Consider the following 25923-nt stretch of genomic DNA (forward strand, 5'->3'; position numbering starts at 1 on the left):
GGTGGCCGATGGTAGAACACCGTTGTCACCCGGTCTGAGCCGGTCGGGGGCCAACTCGGCGGCGCACGCATAGTCCGGGATCGCCACCGCAAGGGCCGGGAGCCACCAGCAGTCAAACGACGTGACGAGAGAGAGCCAGAGCCCGCCTCCGTGAAGAAAGACATCCCATGGACACTCAGATGATCCAAGAGACGATCGTGCGGCACGCTCGCGCGCACAACGTGTCCCTACGAGAGGCTGGGAACCAGATCATTCGCGGCTTCGGTGTACCCCCAGACTTCGTCGACTCCGCTGTTGAGGCACTCAAGGCGGAAGCCGCCAGAAACGAGATCCTCGATAACCCGGGTGGGGCCTTCCGAAGCAGCCGCGATGAGGCCAGGCAGTCTCACTGGTACACGGGGCCAGTTGAGGGAGACGTCCACTGGCCTGCCTACTTGGTGGCGAGTGGGTGGCACGAAAAGCCCGACCAACTGCTCTCCCTGGATACCGCCTCGACCAAGATCGTGGCGCATCTCGCTGACCCGACCATTCGTGGCAACAAGAAGAAGGGCCTCGTCGTTGGCCACGTCCAGTCGGGCAAGACTGCGAACTATGCCGCAGTGATCGCCAAAGCCGGGGACGCTGGCTATCGGATCGCGATCGTGATGTCCGGAATACATAACAACCTCCGGAAACAGACCCAAGTGCGGCTAGACAACGACTTGCGCATACCTGGGCTGTGGGATCCCTTGACCGACGCCGACGCCGACTTCGGTCAGGTGCCGAATGGGACGGCGCGCGTCGCGAGCAGGCTGCACATGTTGGCGGTCGTCAAGAAGAATCCATCTCGGCTGCGGCGTCTTCGTGACTGGCTGCACAACATTCCGCTGGAGGCGAGGAGGGCGTGCCCCATCCTGTTGATTGACGATGAGGCCGACCAAGCCACGCCGAATACGCGGGCTGCACGTGACGAGATGTCTCGCATCAATGAGTTGATCCGAGAGATCTGGTCAGAGGTCCCGACGGGGACTTACGTCGGCTACACGGCCACGCCGTTCGCGAATGTCTTTATGGATCCAAACGACGAGACCGATCTGTACCCAGAGGACTTCATCGTGGACCTGCCAAGGCCGGGGGCCTACTACGGTGCCGAGCAGATCTTCGGTATGCCTCTGCAAGTCTCTGAGGATGAGGTCGACGATGGCCTTGACATGGCCAGGGTCATCCCAGACGCGGAGGCCGAGCTCCTAAATGCTCCTACGAAGAAGGCGGATCGAGAGGGGTGGAAACCGGTGCTGGCGGATTCGCTAGTTAGCGCCACCCGTTGGTTCCTCCTCGCCACCGCTGCCCGGCGGGCACGCGATGGCGTGGAAAAGCACAGCTCGATGCTCGTCCACACGACCCCTTACGTGGAGCCACACTTCAAGACGAAGGCGTTGGTGGACACGCTATTGAATGACCTTGTAGACGAAGTGACCAACGTGGGCCTCGACCAGTTCAAAGCCGTGTGGGACGCCGAGTATCCGCGTGTCCTGCCATCGGACGGGCGCGAACCCGTGTCTTGGCAGGACGTAACACTCGCCCTAGAGGACGTTCTCAGATCCACCCGTGTCGTGGTCGACAACGGCAATTCGACGGACCGGCTCGACTACGGACGCAAAGGCGCGGATGGACTGGAACTCGTCGAAACGGTGATTGCGGTCGGAGGGTCAACGCTCTCGCGCGGCCTGACGCTCGAGGGGCTCGTCGTCTCCTACTTCACGCGGGCTGCTCGCGCCTACGACACGTTGCTCCAGATGGGTCGATGGTTCGGCTACCGCTCGGGTTACGAGGAGCTACCGCGAGTCTGGATGACGTCGAGCATCCGTGAGGACTTCAGGTTCCTTGCCCACGTGGAGTGGGAGATTCGTGAGGAGATGAGCTCGATGGGGACGCGAGGCGTTTCTCCTCATCAGTACGGACTTCGCGTCCGGGCGCACCCAGGCAACTTGGCGATCACTGCCAGAAACAAGATGCATTTCGCGCAGGCCGTGCAGATCAGCTTCTCCGGCCAACGGCACCAGACCATCCAATTCGAAGAGAAGGATTCAACAGTCCAGCTCGCGAATCTCAGTGCCGCCCGCCAACTGCTGGACGACTGCGTTGCGGTGGGCGAGTCCGCCACGGTCGGCAGCACCCGCGTATTCCACGGGGTTGGGTCTGGAGCCGTGCTCGCCTTTCTCTCGGCTTACCGCTTCTATCCAGGCGGGGAGCTGTCGGGAACACAGATCGTGCAGTGGCTCAACAAGTTCGCTGCGGACCGGGCGTGGAACGTTGCCGTCGTCAGTCGTGCTAGGGAGCGCGTCGGAACAGTTGACCTTGGGCCTATTGGACAGGTCAACGGTCTTGTTCGAGCGCCGCTAAAATCCCCGACGAGCTACGCAAACATCAAGGGGCTGATGACAAAGGGCGACGCGGTCGTTGACCTAGGGGCTTCAGCGATTGGCCGCGTCAACGTTGGCGAAGGCTATCAAGCAGTAAGGGCTGACGCTGACTGCGATCGAGGGCTTCTCCTGCTCTACCCGATCTCCAAGGAATCGAAGCCGGTGTTCGCTGTGGAAACGACTTCTCGACGCCCGCTCGAGTCGCCAGAACACTTGATCGGCGTCGGGATCGTCTTCCCCCCGGTGCTTGATGGCGATGTGTCCGAAGACGGCACCTTCCTCGCGGTCCGGCCCGACTGGACGCCAGAGTTCGATGACGATGACGACCCGGAGGAGTTCAGAGACCTTGAGAACGATTTCGTAGCGTCAGCATTCAGCGGACCGACAGATGGGCCCTGACGCGGTGAACGTGAACATCGGCGAGGAATTCGTGCTCCTGGCAAGCGGTGAGGCTCCAACGGGAACCGAACTGTCGACTAGGCAGGTGCGTGTCGGCAATACAGACCTACGCGTGGGGATCGACAGTGACGGTTTTCGCCATCTCTTGGTCCAGGTGCCCGAAGAGATCACGGGTGACCGACAGTCGGCCGCCTTGGTCCTTGGCACACGGATCCTTGCAGTGGGCTCGGAATCTGTGGTCTATGCCGATTTGAAGTGCTTGGACACGCGGCTGGCGCTTGTGTTCGAACGGCTGGTGGCTGACGTCGCGGCACGCATAGACGCCGGCGACCGACCCGGCGCCGCACTCCTCACGGCGCTACACGAGTGGCGCGACCTGTTTCGGGGGGTGCCGTCCGGGCCCACCCGAGAGCAGGTGGTCGGCCTGATCGGCGAGCTGGAGGTACTGGGCCGGCTATCGGGGAGTGTTGGGATCGTGCAGGCACTTGACGCCTGGTGGGGACCAGATGGCCACGCCCACGACTTCTATTCGAGTGCCGCGCGAGCGATAGAAGTCAAAACTACGAGATCGCTTGAAGGAAACCGGATACATGTCAGCAATGCCGCACAACTCGACCCCACCGACCTAGCAGACCTGTGCCTTGCTGTGTTTCGCCTCAAGGAGGACCGACGGGCGCCGTCCCTTGATGAACGAATCGAATCCCTCTTGGAACTGGGTTATCCAGCGGCGGAGCTGCTCGCCAAGATCGAAGGAGCCGGGTACGTCTACGAGACTCCGATTCCCTTCAACACCAGGTTTGCAGTCACCTCTGACAGGTGGTGGGTTGTCGGTGCCGACTTTCCGGGGGTGCGCGAGTCGCGGCTTGGCCCAACCGCACTGCGCGGCGTCAGCGCCATCAAATACGAATTGAGCTTGGATGCTGTAGGTGCGCCCATGACGGCGGAGCACGTCGATGCCTTGGTAAGGGGATGGCGAAACGATGGCTGACGATCTGCAGCAGGCGGCAGCGGGCGTCCAAGAGCACATCAAGGGTGCGGAGCTAAACGAGAACACGGTGCTCGCTGCGTACATCCGTCGTGAAGGCGCGCAGGCGCGCGGGGACACATGGAGTCTCGCGAAGCACTTCAGGCGGCAGGGCTATTCCTTCGAAGCGGCCGCCCGTGGGGCGGTGTTGGGCATCGGAGGAGCTGAGACTGGGGGTGATAGGGCTGCCACAGACGAAGTGATCTCGCTGCACAGGCTTGACCTCGCCTCGGAGCCTGGCGCTCGCGAGCCGGACCCGCAGGCCCTCGAAGGTCCCCCCATCGAACCCCTCAGCTGGTATCCCAAGAGATACAGCCCGGGAGACATCGATGGGGATGGCGCCAAGAAATTGCTCGGCACGCCCAACATCCCCCTCGCGTCGGTGCTGGTGAGGGAGACAGCTCAAAACGCCTGGGACGCGAGAACCTTCGAATCAGACGTTGATTTCGTCATCAATATGCGTTTGCTGAGTCCAGAAGCCACGGACACGTTAAGGGACATCTGCTTTCCGGAAACGGCGGCTGACGTCGACATTGTCGAGTCCATGGAGGAGCCCATTTGGGCTCTTGAGATCAGTGATCGCGGCACGGTTGGCCTGCGAGGACCGACGAGGAACGACCTCTCGGTGCCAGATGGCACTCCAACCAATTTCGTTGATTTGGTCTTCAACCTGGGTGGAAAGCATGAAGTAGCTGCATCGGGCGGTACCTACGGTTTTGGCAAGACCGTGGCCTACAAAGCCAGTCGCCTGGGAACCGTGCTCATGTGGAGCCGCGTGCACACCGAGACGGGGATAGAGGATCGCATCATCGGCTCCTCGATCGGCGATCGATTTGATATGGGTGGTTACCGATACACCGGTCGCCACTGGTGGGGGCGCATGATCGATGGCCATATCCAACCCCTGATCGGCCCCGCGGCGTCGCGCTTGGGGGCCGCCGTCTTCAACAAGGGTTTTGTGGGGGGCGAGACAGGGACTTCGATACTTATTCTCTGCCCTGACTTGGGCTCCAAGTCGCCCGACCGTGACGTCCCTCTTCTTGCGGAGGCGGTGCGCTGGCACCTTTGGCCCAAGCGCCTCGAGGCGCGCGAGGGGGACGTCCGCATGAACATCGATATCCAGCTTCAGGGAAGCTCGCTGCAGGTCTTCCCCGAAGGACTCACCAATCCGCACCTAGACAGTCTGAACGCATGTCTCCGTTCCGTACGTGCCGTTCAAGACGGCGAAGATGTGCCCGATGCATTTCCTCCGGTGTTGGTCGAGGAAGTCTGGTGCCAGCGTCCCCTGACTCTTTTGGGGCATTTGGCGTTGCAGCGCTATCAGCACCGCACCATCGACACCTTCGCTGAAGATATCGTTCCCATCGAGGAACCGGCGCGGCATGTGGCCTTGATGAGGAACTCGGCTGAACTGGTCGTGAAGTACCTGCCGGCATTGCCCTTGGGCGAACCGGGATTTCGCTGGATGGGTGTCTTCAAGCCGGTCACCGCCTTGGATCCAGTGTTCGCATCTTCAGAACCTCCGGCTCACGATGACTGGGTTCCGGACGGCGCGGACGACAGGTGGGGAAAGACACAAGTTCGCGTCGGCCTGCGGAGGATCAGGGAGATCGCCGACAACTTCGCTCAGCCCATCGGGCTGCCCGACTTGCAGCCAGGCTCACGAGGATCAGTTGCGGCAATCGCGGATGCGCTAGCTGACTTAGTGCCCACGGTCTCCGCCAGTCGGCCAGAGCCCCGACCCTCGCGTCCTTCCGCGCCTGGCAGTCGGAAGCCGAGAGTAGACGTCACGGGCCAGGCAATGGGTCCAGTCGACGAGCACGGGGACCGCCTAGTCGCTCTCGAACTTCTCGTGTCTGACGCGGACCTGCCGGCAACGCTCGTTGCCCGAGGTTCCATCGGCGTCGATGGCGGTAGCGACAGCGGCGGGGGCGACGTCGAGGTTATTGGCTGGTCGGCCGAACGACCTGACTTGGAACTGGTCTCGCGACAAGGGGCTGCCGCAACAACCTTTGCGTCGCAAACAGGGGCCTGCTGGGTTCTCGTCCGAGCCAAAGTTGATCTAGCAGTGGATATCCAAGTTGACGTGGTGGCGTGATGGCTAGGGTCAGGATCCAGCCCCATATCGTTGCGTCGGCAAGGTCCGTCAAGTGGGCAGGCTGGGATTTGGTGACCGCGGTGGAACGTCGTCCTCTCGGACCCCGCCTAGATAGTTGGGACTACGACCAAGCGATCCGGATTGGCACGGCGCCTGAGTTTGATCGAGATGAATTATTGAGTTCGACGGGCCTGGGTGGACACTCTGAAATGGAGATTGTCGTGACGGTCGACTGCCCATCCACTTCCCGGCGATTCGTTTCGCGGCTAGGAGTGGACGAGTATCTGGCTTCGTCAGATGCCTCCATCGACGTGGACGTACCAGCCGGCGCTGTCGCCCTTGAGTTGAAGATGACATGTCATGTGGTTCTCAAAGGTTCTCGTGCGGCGCACGGTCATACGGCGACGTTGTCTGGCTCTAGGTTGGCGGAGTCCCCTACAACTCGACTGGTACTGGAGGGAGATGCGAGCAGATTCCCCACGGAGGCGTTGAGCTTCAATGATTTGAGGTGGGAGCCTGCAGCTTGGTCGGTCCGAATCGACGTGGACGACATGAACGATGCCTTCAGAGGAGCTGTTCGTTTGGTCCTGAACACTGACCATCCTGTAGGTGCGGGGCTGGCCGCAGCTGATCCCAAGACATACGGCGCCCTGGGTAGCGTTGTGCGAATCGACATCGTCCGGGCCATCTTGCTCGTGGCATTCGAGCGCGTAGTGGGCCGAGAGGGCGGGGCGTCAGGTTTCGATGATGAGTCTTTCGGGTCAGTTGCCAGACAAATGGCTAACGACCACTTTGGCATGAGCTTGGAAGCAGTAGGAGAGATGAAAGTCGCCGACGCGGCGAGATTCGAACGTGTTCTGCAGTCATCCATGGGAATGGAAGTGACATTGTCATGAGTGGCATGTTCACGTATCCGCGTCTTCCGGGGGAACCAGCTCGCGAGTTACTGGCCTTAGTGCGCGACACATCAAAGATGGGAACAACTGGCGTCACGGCATTGGCTTCAGCATCACACCCGAAAGCCGCGCACGTCGCTACGGGCGGTCGTAAGTCAACGGGGGACGACCTTCTAAGAGTCCGTGGAAGGGTCTTGGAGGCCGTGGGGCACTGGGTGGACGGCGGTGGGGTTCCACGCAATCAGCAACCGAAGTTCGACGCGCTGCTGGGCCAAGCTCTGCATGAGTCATTGGAGATCCTTCCCGCTGACGCGGCACATGCGGGGACATGGAGTTTCCTTACGCTCGTCCTGTTGCCCGACGTAGCCGTCACGAGATTCACCGACTTGGTGGACGATCGTGGGCTCGGAACCAAGCGCGAGCGCAATGTGCTAAGTCGTGCTTGGATGCGGTGGGACGCGCTCGGGGCCGTGCTCCTTTCCGGGGATCCGATCTTGGGCGAGGACGAGCTTGTCGGGTTGCTCGAGCGCTCTGCCGTCGCTAGAAACGGAGCGCTTGTACATGAGTTGGCCACGGCCGTGCTTCACCACCGGACTGGCACTGCTCGATCTGAGTACGCGCGCGAACTTTACAAACGAGTCCGACATCGCACGGGACCTCTCATGCTCGACTTGCTAACGCGTGACGAGCTCGCGGAACTCGTGCAGGCAGAGGCTGGCAAAGTTGGGTAGGCACTCCAGAGCCCGGCTCGCGGCCCTAATTCCCGATCAAGACCTGCGTGCGCGGATATGCGTCAGAGTTGACCGACGCCGATCTCCCTGCCCAAGAGTTTGGCGACCGTGGCCCCGAGCTGACGTGCCAACAGCGGGGGAACGGCGTTTCCAACTTGGTGGTACTGCTGCGTCCGGTTGCCTGTGAAGAAATAGTCGTCTGGGAATGTCTGCAGCCTTGCCGCCTCGCGGACGGAGAGGCTGCGCATTTGCTCGGGGTCGGGGTGTACGTAGTAGTGCCCGTCCTTTGAAATGTGGGAAACGACGGTGGTGCTCGGCATATCCCACCGCTGTACCCTAAAGCGATCTGCGAACGGCGCGTCCACTCGCGCCGCGTTGCGGTGATTCGGGATGAGGGCGGGGGGGAGTTCGTTGACCCTGGGAAATTCGCCCTGCTGCGCCTTCGCTGACAAGTAGGCGTACCGCATGAGGTCCGCCGGCATGTGCGCTCTGCTCTCATGTTGAATATGGCCGCCGAGAGTCGGGTCGGTCAGCCACATCTTCAGCGGGTCCGAGGCAGGTGCGTTGCCGTGGGCGGCGATGAAGCCGCGACCGACCGGCGCGCAACGTTGTGATCCGGCCCGTTCTGCAAGCCTTCTCGCGGCGCTCCTGATCTCGACGAATGCCTCTTCGCTGTCTTTGCTACGCGGCGAGATCATCGACCTGATACGCGGCATATCGCCGATTGCGTTCTCGACTGTGACGAGCTCCCCCTGCTGAAGGAGTTCATGCCGCCCCAAGCCGCTATCAGTGCGAACACCTAACAAGATCACTCTATGGCGGCGTTGAGGAACCCCGAAGCGTTCAGCCCGAAGAATGAAGTCCTGCGGTTGGAGGTCTGAGCCGGGGAGGACGAAGGAGCGAACGTCGTACTCGAGCCCAAACGCTGGAGATCGCAGGTCATCTAGAATTTTACGAAAGATCGACCCGCCGTCGTGCCGCGACGACAACATGCCCTTAACGTTTTCCATCACGAACACAGTTGGGCGGTGCTGCTGAAGAATGTGGAGATACTCACGATATAGAAAGTGCTTCTCATCGTGGACGAATGTGGGGTCGTTGGTGCGACGTGATCTGCCGGCCAGAGAATAGGCTTGGCAGGGCGGCCCGCCAACGAGAATCCACGGGTCGTCGGTGCTTTGGAGGGATCCGCGGATTATGGCATCAGACTCGAGTCGAGTCTCTTGGCCCAACTCCAGTTGGCGGACTTCGCTTTCTGCATCTTTTAGAGCGGCCGAGACGTCGGGGTCCGCCGCCATGTCGCCGTAGGAAAGTTCGCCACGAAGAAAGCGATATGCGGCGTTGGGGGTGCTTCCAGTGTTGCGGCGGATAGTTCGCAGTGCGGCCCGCAAGCGCAACGTGTTGACAGCAGCTGACTCCATCTCGAATGAGTTGACCGTTTCGAAGATGGAGTTTCCATGGGCGTCGAGCAATGATGAGAAGCCCTCATTCAGTCCCCCTGGACCTGCGAAGACGTCCACGACGGGAATGGCCGTCACGTGCTGTGTCACCCCAAATGATTTGTCGCAGTGGCCCCGACTGCTTCGGGCCCAGCCCTGTGTTCACAGTGGCAAAGCGACTCTACCTGGAGGTCGCGCAGAACCGACGGCAACCCACCGGCCCAGATTTGCTGGATCAGAGTCCTTACGCGTATCGCACGGCGTCTGATGAACCGGCGGGCTGGGAGTGCTATCCGAGACCAAGGTTGCGCCTACATGCGCATGCGGTTCTGCGCATGCCGACCTAGCGGACTCCGGTGATGCGGGTGGTGGCGCCCCAGGGAGCGGCGATCTTCTTGGGGGCCGCGAAAGCTCCCTTGCCGTTGCCGGCATACACGTAGCTCGCGTTGGTGGACGTGCGGGCGATCAGGTCCGCGCGTCCGTCTCCCGTGAGGTCGCCGGTGGAGAACACCGTGTTGTAGGCCTGCCAGCCGGTCGAGACGAGGCGGCCGGGCAGGTAGCCCGAAGCCGTGTCCGTGCCGATGCCGACGCCGCGGTAGAGATAGAGCTTGCCAGCGGCGGTACGGCCGAGGAGATCCGCTTGGCCGTCGCCGGTGATGTCGCCGGGCGTGATGACCTGGGCGACCGTCTGCCAGCCAGTCGCGAGACGTCGCCAGGTGCCGGTGAAGCCGCCCTTGCCGTTGCCGACGCCCATCCACAGCTCGCCGTTCGCCTTGCGTGCCAACAGGTCTGCTTTGCCGTCGCCGGTCCAGTCGCCGGGGGCGATGAGGTCGGTGTACGCCTTCCAGTTCGTCGCGATCAGCACCCGTGCGCCGACCACGCCGCCCTTGCCGTTGCCCTTGTAGAGGTACGCCTCACCCGCAGGCGTGACGGCGATGATGTCGGCGATCCGGTCGCCGGTGAAGTCACCGGGGGAGAGGAACTGGCTGTAGATGTTCCAGCCCTTCCCGAACCGCACCGGCGTCCCGATGCCCCCGACCTTGCTCGGGTAGAAGTAGAGGTCGCCGGTGCCGGTGCGACCGATGACGTCGCCGCGCCCGTCCGCGTTGAAGCCCACGATCGCCTTCGCCGGTCCGGGTGCCGTCGGCGTCGGGGTGATCGGTGCGGTCGGGGGAGCCGGCGGCGTGGTCGGCGGAGGAGGAGTGACCGGAGGAGTGACCGGCGCGCCGGTCTTCACGTAGGCCAGCCCCGACAGCGCCTTCCAGTCGTTCGCCGCCACCTTGCCCGTCACGGTCAGCACGAAGGACTTCTGGAAGCGCTGCACCGCCCCGAGCGAGGTCGGCCCGAACGCGCCGTCAGCCGTCCCAGCCTTGAACCCACGTCGGTTGAGCTCGAGCTGGAGGTCGCGCACGGCATACCCCTTCGAGCCGGAGGCGAGCGTGAGCTTTCCATACGTGGCAAAGAGTTTCGCGGTGCTGACCGGCGCAGGGACGGTCGGCACGACGACAGGCGGGGGCGGTGGTGCCGACGTGCGCGCGTAGGCCGCGGCCTTCGTGCGGATCGAGGACATCATCGGGTAGAGGTACTTGCCCGGGCAGAGCGTGTACGACGTGTTCTGGTGCGCGTTCAGCGTGGGGAGCGTCGCGGTGACGCCGGCGCCGTACTTCGTGCCCGTGCCACCCGCGGAGGTGAGCTTCGTGGTCGCGAGGGGGTCCACGCCATACTGCGACAGCTTCCAGCCGGCGGTCCTGGCGATCGCGTCGACCATCACGGCCGGGGGAGTCGCGGTCTGGTAGTTGCCCAGCGCCGCGATGCCCATCGTGTTGGTGTTGAAGCCCATCGCGTGCGCACCGCGCACAGCTGAGGTGATCGAGCCGGCGCGGCCCTCGTAGACCCGGCCGAACTTGTCGACCAGGAAGTTGTACGCGATGTCCGACCAGCCGAGGCCCTTGGTGTCGTACGCGTAGATGCCACGGATCTGGGCCGCCGCCGTCGCCGCGGTGTAGTCGTTCGAGCTGGCCGTGTGGTGGATCGTGATGGCCTTGACCGTCGTGTTGTAGGTCGTCGAGCCACGCAGCGACTCGTCGGCGCCCCACTGCTCGCGCGTGATGATCGTCGGCATCGCGGCGGCCGCCGCGGCGGAGGCGGCGGGGGTGTGCGCGGTGACGTCGTCGTCCGCGGCGGAGGTGCCGGGGTTGATCGTGGTGATCTTGACGTCGGGGAGCGGCTGGCCGTTCGTGGTGTCGACGCGCACCTGGATCGCCGTGGCGCCGTCGGTGACGAGCGGATTCGTCCCCAAACGGGCGGTGGTCGACTCGGTGGTGCCGCCCTGCGGTCCCTCGTCGGTCACGCCGGGCGTCTCCCAGGCCGTCCAACCGGTCGCCTCGCGCAGGCGGATCTGCACGATCACGTCGTCGCTGGTCAGGCCGGTCGTGCGCGCCCACGAGACACCCGCGACCGTGAACCGCGCTCGCTCCTGCACCGGCGACAGCGTGCTGATCGCGTGCCCGGGGCGAAGGATGCGACGGTTCCAGAGCTGGCCCTTCGCCGTCGCGTCGACGCCGCGCACGGCGGTCGACTGCACGTGCGGCGCGACCGGGTGCGGCGCGTCCGTGGACGCGAACGACACCGTCGGCAGCGCCACGAAGAACGGGGTGATGGCGATGGCGGCGAGGGAGGCTGGGAGAAGGCGCACGAGTTACGTCCGGGGGGAGTCGCGGGGGTGGGGGGAGAGACGCGGAGGTGACGTGTGGGGAGACGCGGGGGACTGGTGTGACGACAGTGAAGGGTGGCATCCGCAACGACCTCGTGCCCCATTCCTCCCGGAACTCTGCCCGTTCGGACGACCCCTCGACGGCGTGTCGCGACCGCGACCGTGGCGTGTCGTCACCACGTCGCCGTCGGTCACCCCTCCGTCGGCGGCAGTGAGCTCGATGGGGTATCCGGCGGAGACGGTCCGCGGCGGGCCTCGCGTCTGCGGGTGGGCCTGGGGCGCAGAGGTGCCGTGACGGCGTGTTGGCTGTGGATGACGGCGCCGTCTGTGGACAACTGATGCCGTATCGGCGCCGTATCTGCACGATCGAAAGGCGTTGTGGGACAAGGAGATTGGCTGCGCTTCGGCTGTCAGTGGTCGCCCGTAGTGTTTGAGCCATGGCAGTTGCACCGCACCCCAGTGAGTCCGAGGGCCTTGAGCGTCCCGGGCTGAGCGAGGTGCGCGAGGCCCTTGACGTGCTGAGGCGAGCGCAGCCGAGCCAGCTCTGGGCCCTGAGCGAGGCCGAGCTCAGGGAGCTGATGACCGGGCTCGGCGAGCTCGACTCGGCCAAGGACGCCTGGGTCGTCGGCGTGATGGCCGAGGCGAAGTCTCGCGGGCTCGGGTCCGGTGACGGCTGGGGTCCGGTCGACTGGGCCCGCGCGCATGCGCCGCTCATGCCCACTCGCACCTTGGTCGCCGCCGACGTGGTCGCGGAGGCCGCCGACGAGCTGCGGCTCGCGCCGGTCGTTGCGGCGGCGATGGAGGGCGCGGTGATCGGCAGCGCGGAGCTGGGTGGCGAGGGCGCACTGCCCGTGGAGAAGGCCGCGCAGATCGTGCGCTTCCACAAGAGCATCCGTGGTCTGGCTGACCCCGACGTGCTCGAGGACGCCACGGCCCAGCTGCTCCACGCGGCGCGGGGTGCGGACGGGATGACCGAGCGCGAGGTGGGCATCGCGGTCCGGCACGCAGCTGATGTGATGCGGCCCGACCGGCTCGTCGAGCACGACGCGGAGGTCCGCCGGGCGCACCGGTCGCTGATCAAGAGCAAGGGACCGTGCGGGTTGTCCCGCTACACCTGGCTGCTCGACGAGGAGGGCGCCGCTGTCGTCGACGCCGCCGTCGACGCCCTCGCCAAGCCCAAGCCCGACGAGGACACCGGCGAGCACGACCCGCGTCCGGCGCACACCTGGCGGGCCGACGCTCTCCTCGATGCCGTGGCTCGTGGGGTTTCTGCCCCTGAGGGGACACCTCGCCAGGCCAAGACGACGCTGATGGTGACGATGACGCTCGAGGCGCTGGAAGGTCGGGCGGCGGGCGCGGGTGTGACCCCGACCGGCGAAGTCCTCACCCCGGAGACCGTGCGACGGCTCGCCTGCGACGCGCAGCTCGTGCCGATGGTGCTCGGCAGTCGGGGCGAGGTGCTCGACCAGGGGCAGGCGATCAGGCTGTTCAACCGCGCTCAGATCCGACATCTGTGGCTGCGTGACAAGCACTGCACCTTCCCGGGTTGTCGCAAACCCCCGGGTTGGACTGACGCCCACCACCTGGTCCACTGGGCCCACGGCGGACGCAGCGACATCTCCAACGCCGCGTTGCTCTGCCGCGCCCATCACTCGGTCGTGCACAGCCACCGCTATGCCGGCCGAGTGGTCGATGGTCCAGACGGGCCGCGGGTGGAGTGGGACCTGACGGTCGGTTCGTATGACGCGCTGCTCAGGACACGTCGAGCCCTCACGCTGGTGCCTGACTCACCAGCACGGCACGGACAGGATTCTTCGCCGCCCGGGCCGTCGCCCGATCAGTCGCCCCGTGAACTCGACCCCGATCGGGGCCGACCATGAACACGCCCCACACCCCGCCGGGTCGGCGGGGCATGGGGGGTGCCCGGGTGCGCTCTGGGAGTGCCATCGCCGCTCGGTGGACGCCCGCGATTGCGGCGGGCGCCCACCGTCCCTCAGCGGGTGGTGACCACCAGCGTGTGCGAGCCGGACTTGGTCGGCACGGTGACCTCGAGGCCGCGGTTCGTCGTCCGCGAGGTCCAGTGCTTCACGACGTGCCCGTCGAGCATCACCTTCGCGACCTTCGAGCCACGGGGGAGCGTGTGCCCGATCCACACCTTGTCGGCCCCCACGGAGCGGGGCACGGCGATCTGCGTGGTGTACCGCGACCCCGAGTGCTCCGCCGTCACGTCCGCGAAGCCGCGACCGAGCCGGATGTGCGAGCCCGATGCGGACGGCTGACCAGCAGGCACCTGCGGCACGACGGTGAGCGAGTCGTTGCCGAGATCGGGCTGGATGCCGAGCCACTGATGCACGACCGCCCACGCGGTGCCGTAGTTGCCCCACGCCTGCATGAACATCGAGCGGCAGGTCCAGCAGCGGTCGATGTTCGCGCCCTGGTCGGGCGAGGGGAAGATCTCGGGCATCGCGCCCGGCTGTTCGTCCGGGGTGCCACCGGTCGCCGGCTCGGAGAACATCGGGTCCGCGAGGGCGTGCGTGTAGCGCTGCTGCTGACCCGCGCCGAGCCGCCCGTAGTTGCCCTCGCCGATGGACTGGATCGAGGTGGTCAGGCCGAAGATGACCTTCTCGCCCTTGCCCTCAGGTCCGCCACCACAGCCGGTGTGGAACAGTCCGGTCGAGAGCGGCGCGCTACCGCTGTAGCAGGGGTCCTCACGACCGGCGAGAGCCGCGGTGCCGTGCGCATACGGCGCAAGCCCGGCCACCGTGCGACCGTTGACCTGCAACTCGGCCTCCATCGGCGTCTGACCGATCCAGTGCTTCTGGAACGACTGCTGGTTGCCCGGCTCGACCAGCGAGTCCGCATACTGCGACGCGGCGTCGTACCACCACGTGCCGTCGAACTCGCGGTTCAGCTGGCGAGCCAGGTTGTTGGCCCACGCGAAGGTCTTGCCGTCGTGCTTCGACTTCGCCATCGCGGCCAGGTCGTAGAGCCCGCGGATGAAGTAGACGGTGTTGTCGAGCTTCTCCGGACCCATGCCGCTGCGCTCGACGTTGCCGAGGCCCTCCGGCCAGCCGTCGTGGTCGGCGTCGAGCTGGTTCACGACGTAGCGCAGGTTGCGCTTGGAGAAGTCATACATCTCATCGCGGAACCGGTCGTCCCCGGTCCAGCGCCACAGCAGCGCCACGGTGCTCGGGAACTTCACCGTCTCGTCCGTGTTGAAGTTGTAGGCCGTGGTGCCGTCCGCGTTGGTGGAGCGCGAGTCCTGGCCGAACCAGATCGACCCGTCCGACACTACTTCGTGGGTCACCACACCCGACCGGTTGTTGAGGATGTCGGAGATGTCACGCAGCGCTCGCAGGTGGTCTTGGATCGCCTCGAACTGGCCGACCGAGACCGATGCGAATGCGGTGTACTCGGCGTCGGTGCCGAAGATCCACGGGTAGTCCGGGTAACCCGCGCCGATCCAGGTCGCCTTCTTGACCGTGCCCGCCGGCGCCGGGAACTGCTTGCCCTGGTTGGTCCAGCGGATCTGCAGGTCGGTCGCGGTCTGGGTGAGGTCGGCGATGTTCTGCTTGCCCCACTCGACGGCGTTCTGCACCAACGGGTCACCGGGGAGCGACAGCTGGGTCATCTCCGAGAGGGCCTGGCGCGCGGCCTTCTTGGTCGCCAGCGCCGCGACCGGGTCAGCGAGGGCCTTGGCGAGCTCACCCTTCGCGCTCGGCAGGCCCTGGTCGGAGCCGGCGACGGCCAGCCACACCGTCTTCGACCCACCGGCCGGCAGGTCCACGGCATACGTCAGACGCCCACCGGTGCCCTTCCCGAACGGCCCGTCGTCACAGGCGGAGGGCTTGGGGTCGGCGGGTGCGCCGGTCTCCTTGCCGGTGCACCTCGTGCCGGGGCGCGGTCCGTAGTACTGCGCTCCGATCGCGCCGGACGTCGGCGTCGCAGAGCTGCCGACGAGGGCCGCGTAGTGGTGCTCCGGCGCGCCGGGCAGCGAACCGTCGTCGGTGAACGAGAGGTTCTTGCCGTCGTACGTGCCCTTGTCGGGCAGGTTGTCGCTGGCGTTCGGCTTCACACCGTCAAAGCCCCACGGGTACTGGCCCATCAGCTCGGAGTGCGCGTCGACCGAGAGGTTCGTGGTGCGCGCGGCGCCCGGGTTGGTGATCGTCAGCCCGAACAACGCACCCCGCACGCCGTCGGGCACGAAGTCGGTGCGAGAGACCTTCAGCCCCGCAGTGTCGGGGAGGGCGTACTTCGAGTAGCCCCAACCGCTGGTGAACGTCGTGGCCGGACCGACCCACTGGCCGTCGAGGCCGAACCAGACGCCGTCGACCATCTTCATCGGCGGGGTCCAGACACCACCCATCTCACCGGTGATGTGCCAGCCGTTCGCGTAGAAGCCGCCGTCCTCGAACCCGATCGAGTAGGCGCGGGTGCCGGCGGAGACCTCGCGCCGGTCAGCCAGCCTGGTCGAGACCGAGAGCTCGTTCCCGCTGCCGCCGGCCGCCGGTGCGGCGTGCGGCACGGCTCGTGGTGGTGAAGTCGCCGACGCCGGCAGCTGGGCTACCACGACGGAGGTTCCGAGCGCCAAGAGACTGGTTGCGACCGCGATCGAGCGTGACATCGTCGTCCTCCGACCAAGCAGGGGAGCGACGCCCGGCGACGTCGCCCGCGTGGCCCGAAATGCCCGCCCCGGGTGTGAGTGGGCGAGTTGTCCGGACTCAGCGACGCTACACCCGGTCCGCCCGATGTGGCAGGTTGAGATCGAGCGGATTTGAACGTTCCTATGATGGCGTCGACTCAGCCGCCGGTGACGCCGTCAGCACCCGGGTTCGATGGGTCGGCTACGGCGGCGGCAGCGTCACACCGAATCCCGCCACCGCGAGGCGCAGCAGCACTTGGCCCGGAGCCAGGAGATCGGCGATCCGTGCGGCACTGAGGACTTCGAGCTCGGCCAGCCGAGCGGCATACGCCTCCTGGCCGGTGACCCGCGCGTGCTGGAGCTCCATCGTGTTGTGCCACACCTTCTGCCGCGCCTCGCGCAGGAACCGTCTCGAGCCCCTGCGGTTGAGCGGTTGAAGCACCCGGTCGAGCAGCGAGCGCGGGCCGCCGAGGGCGCCGTCCTCGGCGGCGACCCGGCCGCTGAGGATGCCGTCGATGCGTTCGTGGTCACGGGCCCGGCGGGCCATCACGAGCGGGTCGGCGAACTCGGCGTCGCTGATCACCGCGAGCAAGGCCTGCGGCAGGTCGTAGTTGATGTGCGCGTTGATGCCCAGCAACACGTGGCGCAGGGCGGGCAGCGACGCCGGTGCGTCGAACGCGAGCCGCCACGGCCGTGGCACCTCGGTGGTGCTGCCGACCAGGTCCAGCTCGAGGGCGGCGAGGTAGAGGTCGGCGAAGACCACGTCCCACCGCTCGACCCACTCCGGGTCCTCGAACCGGCCCTCCTCGATCGCTGCCCCCACCGCCAGCGTCGTGCGCCGATAGGTCTCGAGGAAGGTCCGCTGGGCCCTCCTCGCGGGAGGCATCCGGGCGAGCCGGGCGTCCATCGCAGCGACCACCGTGCTGATGTCGCGCTCAGTCATCTGAACCCCCTGGATGGTGGTCCTGCGTGTCGCCCTGCGGGGCTAGTATCCGACCGACGGGCGTGCTTGTCAGTGGCCCGGCAAGCGGATTGCGAGCGGCCCGGAGCGAGCGCTGGGAAGCGCCCGGAGAGCCAGGTGGTAGGTGCCCGGTCGAGCGAGCCTGAAACGGCACGGCTGGAAACGGCACGGCCTGAGACGGCACAGCCCCCGCGAATTCGACCCGGTCGCGTTGGGCCGACTGGAGACGCTGGCGTGGGCGAGCTACTACCGGCGTGAGTGGGTGCCGGCGCTGCGCGGGTTCGTCGGCATGATCAGCCAGGGGTTCGGGCTCGGCCCGCGGCTGACCGTCGTCGCGGCGTGGCACGTGTTGCGCGCCAACCAGGCGTGGGCGCCGGTGCCGAACAACGACCCCGATGCCGCGCGGGCCTCGATGCTGCGGTTCTACCGCCTGGTGCGATCCCACTCCGACCTCGTCTTCGACCCGGTGACGGCCTCCGAGCTCGAGGTCGAGTGGTGGCGGTTGCACCGCGCCCACCAACGTGACGACGCGGCCACCCGCGCCCAGCTCGAGCAGGCTCTCATCGACCTCTACTCCCACGTCTACGCGGCGCCGCCGGAGTCGATGCACGAGGCTGCGCGCTGGCGCGCCGAGGCGATGGACCTCTCGGACGAGTGGGTCGACGCCGGGTGCGACCTCGACGACGCGCGGCTGTCCGCGGAGCGCCGAGCCCTCGTCGCCTCGTATGCCGCGTTGCTCGACGCGGTCGGCAATGGCCTCGGTAGCTGGCGTCGGGGCACGCCTCCACAGCACGACGAGACCCCCGACTGACGTTTCCCATCGCCACGTTTCCCATGGCCACGGTCTCGCCCCGCGCCACCCCGCGCAGCGAGGAGCGACGACTCGACATACGGTTGGGACATGGAATTCCGATACCTCGGCAACAGTGGACTCAAGATCTCCGAGATCACCTACGGCAACTGGCTGACCCACGGCTCGCAGGTCGAGAACGACGTGGCGACCCAGTGCGTCCGCGCGGCGCTCGACGCGGGCATCAGCACCTTCGACACCGCGGACGTCTACGCGAACACCAAGGCCGAGACCGTCCTCGGCGACGCCCTCAAGGGTGAGCGGCGCGAGAGCCTCGAGATCTTCACCAAGGTCTACTGGCCCACCGGCCCGGGCGGGAAGAACGACACCGGCCTGTCGCGCAAGCACATCATGGAGTCGATCAACGGCTCGCTGCAGCGGCTCCAGACCGACTATGTCGACCTCTACCAGGCGCACCGTTACGACACCGAGACGCCGCTCGAGGAGACGATGACGGCGTTCGCCGACGTCGTCCGCCAGGGCAAGGCGCTCTACATCGGCGTCAGCGAGTGGACCGCCGAGCAGATCCGCGCAGGCGTCGAGCTGGCCCGTGAGCTCAACATCCAGCTGATCTCGAGCCAGCCGCAGTACTCCATGCTCTGGCGCGTGATCGAGGACGAGGTCGTGCCCACGTCGAAGGAGCTCGGCGTCAGCCAGATCGTGTGGAGCCCGATCGCGCAGGGCGTGCTGACCGGCAAGTACCAGCCGGGCCAGCAGCCGCCCGAGGGCTCGCGGGCCGCCGACGAGAAGGGCGGGGCCGACATGATCAAGCGGTTCATGAACGACGACGTGCTGACCCGTGTGCAGGGCCTCGCGCCGATCGCCGACGAGGCCGGCCTCTCGATGGCGCAGCTCGCCGTCGCGTGGGTGCTCCAGAACGACAACGTCGCCGCCGCGCTGGTCGGGGCCTCGCGCCCCGAGCAGGTGCACGAGAACGTCAAGGCCGCCGGTGTGAAGCTCGAGCCCGAGCTGTTGGCCAAGATCGACGACGTCCTCGGCGACATCGTCGAGCGCGACGCCGGCAAGACCAAGGAGACCGCGCCCCAGAAGCGCGTCGCCTGAGCTGCCAGCTCAAGCAAGCAAGCAAGCAGGTATGCCGCGGAGGCGGCCGGGGACCAACCCGGCCGCCTCTCGCTGCTGAGGGTCTGCCTACGGCCGGGGGAGCAGGGACGGGCGGGGGACCCGGATCGCGACGGACGTGAGCCCGAGCCGCAGTGAAGCGGCGTGGGCGAGGTGGCGGCAGACGAGCACGGTGACGACGGCAGGCACCGCGCCGGACGCAAGAAGCGCCGTGCGCGCGCCGAACGTCTCGGCGATCCAGCCGACGACCGGACCTCCGATCGCCCCGCTGCCGATGAGCACCAGCATGTAGAGGCCGACGACCCGGCCGCGGAGGTGGTCGACCGCAGCGAGCTGGACGAGCGACTGCGCCGAGGTGAGGAACCCGAGGTTGGCAGCCCCGACTCCGACGAGCAGCACGGTGAAGGTGGCCTGGCTGGGTGCCGCGGCGGCGATGAGCAGCGCGCCGGCCAGGGCGGTGCCGGCCAGACCGACCGTGCGCAGCCGCAACCCGCGCCGCCGCCGGGCGGTCGTCAGGGCCCCGAAGAGCGCGCCGAGCGCGACGACACCGTTCAGCAGGCCCAGTCCGGAGGCCCCGGAGTCGAAGACGTCCTTCGCGTAGGCGGCGAGCGTGACGGGGAGGCTGATCGTGAAGAACCCGAACGCCCCGACCATGACGACCGGCCAGAGCACGGTAGGGGTGTGCAGGGCGTACGACAGTCCCGCCCGGATGCCCGGCTCGGGACCAGTGGAGTCGGCGAGCCGAGCCGCCCGACGAGCCCTGACCTCGCGACGGCTCGGGGTGCCGCGCATCGACAACAGCGCCAGGACGGGCCCGACGAACGACACCGCGTTGAGCGCGAATGCCCAACCGGCGCCGACGGTGCTCATCAGCAGACCACCGAGCACCGGCCCGGTCATCGCGCCGATCTGGAAGGTGCAGGACACCAGGCTGATCGCATTGGGCAGCTGGGGACCCCCGACCACCTCGGACACGAACGACTGCCGCACCGGGTTGTCCAGCGCGGCGACCGTGCCGAGGACGGCGGCCAGCGCGAACACGTGCCAGACCTGGATGCGTCCGCTCAGGGTGAGGGCGGCGAGAGCAGCTGCGGTCAGCAGCATCGACACCTGGGTGCCGATCAGCAGCTGCCGCTTGGGGAAGCGATCAGCCAGCAGCCCCGCGTGCAACCCGAAGAGAAGGGTGGGCAGGAACTGGAACGCGGTGACCACGCCGACGGCGGTCGGGCTGTCGGTCATCGTGAGGACCAGCCAGTCCTGCGCGATGCGCTGGACCCATCCGCCGGTGCCCGAGACGAGCAACCCGGACAGGAGCAACCGGAAGTTCCGGTTGGCCAGCGAGGGGAAGGTGCGCGAGAAATGCTGGGGGAGTAGTGGTTTGGCGATTCGGACTGAGGCGGCGTCGGTGGAGCTCAAGGGTCGTCCCGGAAAGGTAGCGTCTGGTCGAGTGGAGTCGGGGGATGGGCGAACGGGTTCCAGTGTCCCCTTATCAGCGCCCTGAAGCACTATGCTCATCCAGAATTAGTCCTCTAACTGTCATGCAGGATCGCAATGACCGTCCCAAGGACGACCCGGACGCAGGCGAGACACCCCGAGGAGAACACCGGTGTACGACCCAGAGCTGCTCCGCACCTTCGTCGCCGTCGCGCAGTCACTGAGCTTCACCCGCGCCGCCGAGTCGCTGGGCCTGCGCCAGCCCACGGTGAGCCAGCACGTCCGCCGGCTCGAGGACGCCGTCGGCAGGCCGTTGTTCGTCCGCGACACCCGCAGCGTCGCGCTGACCTCGGACGGCGAGGCGATGGCGGGCTTCGCGCGCGAGATCCTGGCCGCTCAGGAGCGGGCCGTGGGCTACTTCACCGGCTCGCACCTCCAAGGGCGCCTGCGGTTCGGCGTCACCGACGACCTCGCGCTGACGCCGCTGCCCCGCATCCTGCGCGACTTCCGCCAGCTCTACCCGCGGATCGACCTCGAGCTGACCGTCCTCCAGAACGATGCCCTGGTGCGCCGGATCGAGTCCGGTCACCTCGACGTCGCCTTCGTCAAGCGCGGTGCCGACGCGCCGAAGGGCCTGCGCGGACAGCTGGTCCGTCGCGACCAGCTGATCTGGTGCGGTCTCGGGGCGACCCGCATCGAGGACGATCAGCCGGTCCCGCTGGTCGTCTACCAGGCGCCGAGCCTGAGCCGTGCAGTCAGCGTGCAAGCGCTCGAGAAGGTCGGCCGCCGCAGCCGGATCACCTGCACCGTCCGCGGCGTCAACGGGGTGCTGGCCGCGGTGCGCGCCGGGCTCGGGATCGCCGTGCTCGCCCGCACCCTGATGCCCGCCGACCTCGTCGAGCTGCCGGCCTCGCTGGGCTTGCCCAAGCTGCCGCACCTCGACCTGGTGCTGCTCACCAACCGCAGTGCCCCGCCCGAGGCGGCCAAGGCACTCACCTCCGCGATCCTCGCCAGCGGCGCCCCGCTCACGACGGTCGGCGCCGGCTGACCTGCCACCCAGGTGCCAGCCGAGCCGGCATCTGTGTGCCGCGTGCGGAGCGCAGACTTCAGGCGAGGTATGCCGGGCGGTGACCACCCGGCATACCTCACCTCACGGCGTGGTCACCGCGCGGACTGGATGATCGCCACCACGTCGCCCACCTCGCCGAGGTGGGCCAGCTTGTCGGGGTTGACGATCGAGCGGATGCCGGTGATCTCGCCGTCGGTGATCTCGAGCGACCAGACCCCGAGCACGCGGTCCTGGTCGTCGACGTAGATCGCGCCCGGACCTCCGTTGACCTCGACCGGGCGCATCGAGACCTGGGGGAAACGCGAGAGCTGGCGCAGCCAGTTGCCGAGCGTCTTCGCGACCCTGCCCCGACCGCGCAGCGACCGGGCCAGCGCAGGCACCTTGCCACCGCCATCACCGGTGAGCTCGACGTCGTGGGCCAGCAGCGACTCCAGCGACGCGAGGTCGCCGTCGTGCGCGGCCGCGAAGAACCGCGCCGCGAGCTCGCGCTGCTGCTCGCGCGACGTCGTGAAGCGCGGCCGCTTGGCCTTGACGTGCTGACGCGCCCTCGTCGCGAGCTGCCGCACGTTGTCCTCGGTCTTGCCCACGATGGAAGTGATCTCGGGGTAGCCGTAGCCGAAGACGTCGTGCAGCAACAGCACCGCACGCTGCTCGGGCGACAGGCTCTCGAGCAGCACCAGCATCGCCAGCGACAGCGAGTCGGCGGTCTCGGCCTGCTTCGCAGGGTCGTCGAACGAGCCCGCGCCGATGACCAGCGACGAGTCGGTGAGGATCGGCTCGGGGAGCCACTCGCCGACGTACCGCTCGCGACGGGCTCGGGCGGACTTGAGCTCGTTGATCGCCAGCCGCGTCGTGATGGTGGCCAGGAACGCTCGTGGCGAGGCGATCTCCTCACCGGCGTCGAGCGACTGGTGCACCCGCAGCAGCGCCTCCTGCACGACGTCCTCGCCCTCCGAGACGCTGCCGAGCATCCGGTAGGCGATCGCGAACGCCGTGGGCCGCAGCTCGTCCAGCAGCTGCTCCCGATCGGTGGGGGCGTGGTCGGTCCCCGCGCGGTCGGTCCCCGCGCGGTCGGTCCCGTCGCGGTCGGTTCCATCGCGGTCGGTCCCCGCGCGGTCGGTCACGCCCGCACCTTCGCAGCCGCGGACAGCTCGGCGAAGCCCTGTCGCCAGCTCGCGTGCACCGGTTCCCAGCCCAGCTCGCGCTTGGCCTTGGCGTTGGACGCGCCGCGCAGCTCGGTCATCATCGCCACTCCGATCTCCCCGGTCAGCAGTCGGCCGACGAACCGCGGCACGCGCATCGGTGCCTTTGCCCCCAACGTACGCGCCAGCTCGGGTAGCCACTCGGCCACCCTGGCCGGCTCGTCGTCGACGACGTTGTAGACCCCGCGGTGACCGTGCTCGACGGCCGCCAGCGTCGCTGCGGCTGCGTCGGCGATGTGGATGAACGACCACACGCCGCCGCCGTCGCCGACCACCGGGAACTTGCGCTGACGCACCGCCTCGGTCTGCTCACCGTCGGGCCCAAGTGACGTGCCCGGCCCGTAGAAACCGCCGTAGCGCAACACGATCCCCTCGGTCCAGGACGCCGCGAGGACGGCGTCCTCGACATGCTTGATGGCCGCGACGGTCTGCCGCATCTCCTTGGCCGCCCCCGTGCCGAACGTGTCGTCCTCGGTCTTCACCGGACCGCCCACCCGCTCGTAGGCTGCGAAGAAGCTCTGCGCGACGAACCGCTGCACGCCGACGGCCTGGCCGGCCGAGAGGAGGTGGTCGGTGCCCTCGCGCCGCAGCCGGTTGGTCATCGCGAACGCCTGGTCGAAGTGGCGCAGGTCCATCGGACCGATCGAGGTCAGCTGGTGGACGATGACGTCCGGCTGCGCGCGCCCTACCGCTTCCGCGACCTGCTCGGCATCGAGTGCGTCCGCGACGACCGGCTCTGCGCCGAGGGACCGCACCAGGTCTTCCTTCGACGGGCTGCGGGTCATGCCCACCACCGCGTGGCCGGCCTCGACCAACCTCGGCAGCAGCTGCTGCCCGATGGCGCCGGTGGCCCCTGCGACGAACACCTTCATGGTTCTCTCCTCTGCTCGCTGCTGTCCTGTCGTCCACCACCTCAGACAAGACAGCCTCCGCGGCTGTGACAGCGCGCCCACGAACGGGTCGCAAGATTTGTCGGAACCAGCCCCGCACGCGGCCGCGAGGGTCGCCTGGAGCTGGCCACACGGCATACCAAATCGGGGGCCCGGTGGGGTTGCCCTCGGGGGCGACACGCGGTCGACTGTCCGGTGTGGGTCACGCCCACCCGGGGCGCGACCAGCTCGGACGGAGGTCTGCACATGAGCAGTGAGGTCGACTCGCTTCCCGACGACGACGTGGACGACCTGGAGGCGGGCGTGCACGCCAGCCAGGCCGTTGCGGCGACGCCAGCCCAGGTCTGGCAGCACCTGGTCAGCCCCGCCGGCACCGAGGCGCTCCTCGGCGACGGCGCGCGGCTCGGCAACAAGGGCGAACCGTGGCACGCGGCCGATGGCTCCTACGGCGTGGTGCGCAGCGTGCACCCCGTCGAACAGGTACGCGTCACCTGGCACCCGCACGACGACGGACCGCTCAGCATGCTCGACGTCCAGCTGCACCCGGACGGCGACGCGACGCGGGTCGAGGTCTACCACGAGGGGCGCGGCATCGCCGGCGACCCGCGCGGCGACAAGGCGCACTGGGACGACGCGCTCGGACGGCTCGCCGGAGGGCTGACGAGGGGCTGAGTCCTGCCTGCGCGCGAGAGGGTTCTCCATCGATCGACGGAGGCGGGTCTCGTCCTGCAGGAGCACGATCAGGTCATGGCTCAGGTGGACAGGATCGATGCAGGGGAGACCTGGGTGATCTACGAGGGGCCGCCGTTCGTCGATCCGACGATCGGGCGCTACGGCTCCTTCGTGGACATCTGCCTCTCGCTCAACGAGGCCGAGCTCGTGCAGCTCTGCGGCTACTGGGAGTGGCGCGCCGACCTCGCCGCCCGCGACATCGACCGTTGGTGGTGCTGGACGGTGGTGCGCTTCGGTCGGCGCCTGCTCGCCAACCAGGGCGGGTCCCACCAGCGTCGCCAGCCCGCCTAGGCGGTCCCGCGCAGGTCAGGACGGTGCGTCCGACGCGTTGGACGAGTCGGGGGTGTCCGGCGTGAGGTCATACGGGCACCCGCCAGACCCGAGCCTGGCCAGTCCCGCGCGGTCGCCCTCGCCGAACTCCGTCACCGTGCCCGACTCGGCCGCCATCACCTGCGACGAGTTCGCCACGTGGTCGAGCCCGACCAGGTGCCCGAGCTCGTGCATGACGACCGCCCGCGCCTGCGCGTGACCGTTGCGGCGCTGGAGGAGCTGGGCCAGCTGTGGCCCGTCGAGCTCCACCGAGCCGCCGACGTAGCGCTCCTGGTCGCGCGTGTTCGCGAAGCGGTGGACCGGTCCGCCCAGCCCGACGACCGAGCCCTTGAGGCCCGGCACCACCTCGGGCGTGGTCCAGGCCACCAGCACCGGAGCTCGGGCACTGCCCGGCAGCCCGCTGGCCAGGTCGCGCGCGCTCTGGTCGGGCCGGGGCGCCTGCGTCGAGGGGCCGATCACCTTGAGGTGCAACCCGCTCGCCTCGTTGACACGGTCGATCGCCTCGGCGAGGAGCGTGCCGGAGCCGGCCGGTGCGGACGCGCTGTTCACGACGAGCTCGATGGTGAGGCACGGGTCCCAGGTCACCGGGGCGCCGCGCCTGTCCTTGTTGAGGAACACGTAGGCCCCCGGGTCGTCCGGCGCGGTGTCCGCCCCGGCGAACGCCCTCAGCGAGCGCAGCCCGACCGGCACCCCGACCAGGCTCACGACCAGTGCCGCGACGAGCACGGTGACCCAGGTGCGAGGCCCCCTTGAGCGCGTGCGGGAGGGTGCAGCGGGGGCCAGCCAGACGGCAGGCGGCGCAGGGGTGTGGGTGGGCCACGGCTGCTGCGGGCGGTTCAGGACCTGCGGGCGACCGGCGCGGCGGTCGGCCATGCACCGCAGGCAGATCACCTCGTTGGCCATCAGGTCGAAACCCGCGCGCTCACCGGTCCGCATCTGCTCACCGCACCGGCACGTCGAACCGTCCGGCACCGAGACCACCACGACCCCGTCGTTCTCCTGCCCCAGCACCCCACTGCCTTCCCTCGCCT

General features: G+C 67.3%; 18 protein-coding genes. 10 read left to right on the plus strand and 8 right to left on the minus strand.

The features are described from left to right. Nucleotides 1-167: 167 nt before the first annotated feature. From BLQ34_RS02835 to BLQ34_RS18660, 4 genes are all read left to right on the plus strand, one after another. Nucleotides 168-2801: a Z1 domain-containing protein gene (locus BLQ34_RS02835; protein ID WP_091781199.1), complete on the plus strand. Its 2634-nt coding sequence runs from the start codon at nt 168-170 to the stop codon at nt 2799-2801. A 10-nt stretch (nt 2802-2811) separates the two neighbouring features. Further along, nucleotides 2812-3789, plus strand: a complete 978-nt coding sequence (locus BLQ34_RS02840) for a PD-(D/E)XK motif protein (RefSeq protein ID WP_157692868.1) — start codon at nt 2812-2814, stop codon at nt 3787-3789. Beyond that, nucleotides 3782-5923: a hypothetical protein gene (locus BLQ34_RS02845; RefSeq protein WP_091781205.1), complete on the plus strand. Its 2142-nt coding sequence runs from the start codon at nt 3782-3784 to the stop codon at nt 5921-5923. The genes BLQ34_RS02840 and BLQ34_RS02845 overlap by 8 nt, the downstream gene beginning before the upstream one ends. 209 nt (nt 5924-6132) lie before the next feature. Next, nucleotides 6133-6819: a hypothetical protein gene (locus BLQ34_RS18660; RefSeq protein WP_157692869.1), complete on the plus strand. Its 687-nt coding sequence runs from the start codon at nt 6133-6135 to the stop codon at nt 6817-6819. 793 nt (nt 6820-7612) lie between these two features. Here BLQ34_RS18660 and BLQ34_RS02855 read toward each other — a convergent pair. Further along, nucleotides 7613-9100, minus strand: a complete 1488-nt coding sequence (locus tag BLQ34_RS02855; protein ID WP_231961415.1) for a DNA cytosine methyltransferase — start codon at nt 9098-9100, stop codon at nt 7613-7615. Nucleotides 9101-9332: 232 nt separating this feature from the next. Next, nucleotides 9333-11684: an FG-GAP-like repeat-containing protein gene (locus BLQ34_RS02860; RefSeq protein WP_091781213.1), complete on the minus strand. Its 2352-nt coding sequence runs from the start codon at nt 11682-11684 to the stop codon at nt 9333-9335. Between the two features lie 455 nt (nt 11685-12139). Between BLQ34_RS02860 and BLQ34_RS02865 the strand changes: the two genes are divergently transcribed. After that, complete coding sequence (locus BLQ34_RS02865; RefSeq protein ID WP_091781215.1) at nt 12140-13582, plus strand: HNH endonuclease signature motif containing protein; 1443 nt, start codon at nt 12140-12142, stop codon at nt 13580-13582. A 113-nt stretch (nt 13583-13695) separates the two neighbouring features. On the opposite strand, the gene BLQ34_RS02870 is transcribed toward BLQ34_RS02865, so the two are convergent. Together BLQ34_RS02870 and BLQ34_RS02875 are read right to left on the minus strand one after the other, a co-directional pair. Then, on the minus strand, nt 13696-16326 hold the full coding sequence (locus BLQ34_RS02870) for a glucosidase family protein (protein ID WP_197674762.1): 2631 nt from the start codon (nt 16324-16326) through the stop codon (nt 13696-13698). A gap of 220 nt (nt 16327-16546) precedes the next feature. Then, nucleotides 16547-17287: a DUF5995 family protein gene (locus BLQ34_RS02875; protein ID WP_091781221.1), complete on the minus strand. Its 741-nt coding sequence runs from the start codon at nt 17285-17287 to the stop codon at nt 16547-16549. Nucleotides 17288-17516: 229 nt separating this feature from the next. Here BLQ34_RS02875 and BLQ34_RS02880 point away from each other — a divergent pair, with 229 nt between their 5' ends. Together BLQ34_RS02880 and BLQ34_RS02885 are read left to right on the plus strand one after the other, a co-directional pair. Continuing rightward, nucleotides 17517-18116 carry a hypothetical protein gene (locus BLQ34_RS02880; protein ID WP_231961416.1) on the plus strand — a complete coding sequence of 200 codons (600 nt, stop codon included), beginning with the start codon at nt 17517-17519 and terminating at the stop codon, nt 18114-18116. Nucleotides 18117-18206: 90 nt separating this feature from the next. Further along, complete coding sequence (locus BLQ34_RS02885) at nt 18207-19217, plus strand: aldo/keto reductase family protein (RefSeq protein WP_091781224.1); 1011 nt, start codon at nt 18207-18209, stop codon at nt 19215-19217. 87 nt (nt 19218-19304) lie between these two features. Here the strand turns inward: BLQ34_RS02885 and BLQ34_RS02890 are convergent, their stop codons facing one another. Then, on the minus strand, nt 19305-20651 hold the full coding sequence (locus tag BLQ34_RS02890; RefSeq protein WP_197674763.1) for an MFS transporter: 1347 nt from the start codon (nt 20649-20651) through the stop codon (nt 19305-19307). A 190-nt stretch (nt 20652-20841) separates the two neighbouring features. On the opposite strand from BLQ34_RS02890, the gene BLQ34_RS02895 reads away from it, so the two are divergent. Beyond that, a complete protein-coding gene (locus BLQ34_RS02895; protein WP_091781229.1) occupies nt 20842-21717 on the plus strand; it encodes a LysR substrate-binding domain-containing protein in 876 nt (291 codons plus the stop codon). Between the two features lie 113 nt (nt 21718-21830). Here BLQ34_RS02895 and sigJ read toward each other — a convergent pair whose 3' ends face one another. Together sigJ and BLQ34_RS02905 are read right to left on the minus strand one after the other, a co-directional pair. Further along, nucleotides 21831-22862, minus strand: a complete 1032-nt coding sequence (gene sigJ / locus BLQ34_RS02900) for an RNA polymerase sigma factor SigJ (RefSeq protein WP_231961417.1) — start codon at nt 22860-22862, stop codon at nt 21831-21833. Beyond that, nucleotides 22859-23812 (minus strand): NAD-dependent epimerase/dehydratase family protein, encoded by a 954-nt coding sequence (locus tag BLQ34_RS02905; protein ID WP_091781232.1) that lies wholly within the window; start codon nt 23810-23812, stop codon nt 22859-22861. The genes sigJ and BLQ34_RS02905 overlap by 4 nt, the downstream gene beginning before the upstream one ends. 264 nt (nt 23813-24076) lie before the next feature. Here BLQ34_RS02905 and BLQ34_RS02910 point away from each other — a divergent pair, with 264 nt between their 5' ends. Together BLQ34_RS02910 and BLQ34_RS02915 are read left to right on the plus strand one after the other, a co-directional pair. Further along, nucleotides 24077-24502, plus strand: coding sequence for an SRPBCC family protein (locus BLQ34_RS02910; RefSeq protein ID WP_172829336.1), 426 nt, complete (start codon nt 24077-24079; stop codon nt 24500-24502). A gap of 75 nt (nt 24503-24577) precedes the next feature. After that, nucleotides 24578-24853: a hypothetical protein gene (locus BLQ34_RS02915; protein ID WP_091781235.1), complete on the plus strand. Its 276-nt coding sequence runs from the start codon at nt 24578-24580 to the stop codon at nt 24851-24853. Between the two features lie 15 nt (nt 24854-24868). Here BLQ34_RS02915 and BLQ34_RS02920 read toward each other — a convergent pair whose 3' ends face one another. Next, nucleotides 24869-25903 carry a matrixin family metalloprotease gene (locus tag BLQ34_RS02920; protein WP_091781238.1) on the minus strand — a complete coding sequence of 345 codons (1035 nt, stop codon included), beginning with the start codon at nt 25901-25903 and terminating at the stop codon, nt 24869-24871. Nucleotides 25904-25923 lie beyond the last annotated feature (20 nt).

Source organism: Pedococcus dokdonensis, from assembly GCF_900104525.1.
GTDB classification, from domain to species: Bacteria; Actinomycetota; Actinomycetes; order Actinomycetales; family Dermatophilaceae; genus Pedococcus; species Pedococcus dokdonensis.

Coding starts and splice junctions, on each gene's coding strand:
- BLQ34_RS02870 (WP_197674762.1), bottom strand. CDS start 16,326: ATGTCACGCTCGATCGCGGTCGCAACCAGTCTCTTGGCGCTCGGAACC.
- BLQ34_RS02905 (WP_091781232.1), bottom strand. CDS start 23,812: ATGAAGGTGTTCGTCGCAGGGGCCACCGGCGCCATCGGGCAGCAGCTG.
- BLQ34_RS02835 (WP_091781199.1), top strand. CDS start 168: ATGGACACTCAGATGATCCAAGAGACGATCGTGCGGCACGCTCGCGCG.
- BLQ34_RS02865 (WP_091781215.1), top strand. CDS start 12,140: ATGGCAGTTGCACCGCACCCCAGTGAGTCCGAGGGCCTTGAGCGTCCC.
- BLQ34_RS02885 (WP_091781224.1), top strand. CDS start 18,207: ATGGAATTCCGATACCTCGGCAACAGTGGACTCAAGATCTCCGAGATC.
- BLQ34_RS02875 (WP_091781221.1), bottom strand. CDS start 17,287: ATGACTGAGCGCGACATCAGCACGGTGGTCGCTGCGATGGACGCCCGG.
- BLQ34_RS02845 (WP_091781205.1), top strand. CDS start 3,782: ATGGCTGACGATCTGCAGCAGGCGGCAGCGGGCGTCCAAGAGCACATC.
- BLQ34_RS18660 (WP_157692869.1), top strand. CDS start 6,133: ATGGAGATTGTCGTGACGGTCGACTGCCCATCCACTTCCCGGCGATTC.
- BLQ34_RS02910 (WP_172829336.1), top strand. CDS start 24,077: ATGAGCAGTGAGGTCGACTCGCTTCCCGACGACGACGTGGACGACCTG.
- BLQ34_RS02915 (WP_091781235.1), top strand. CDS start 24,578: ATGGCTCAGGTGGACAGGATCGATGCAGGGGAGACCTGGGTGATCTAC.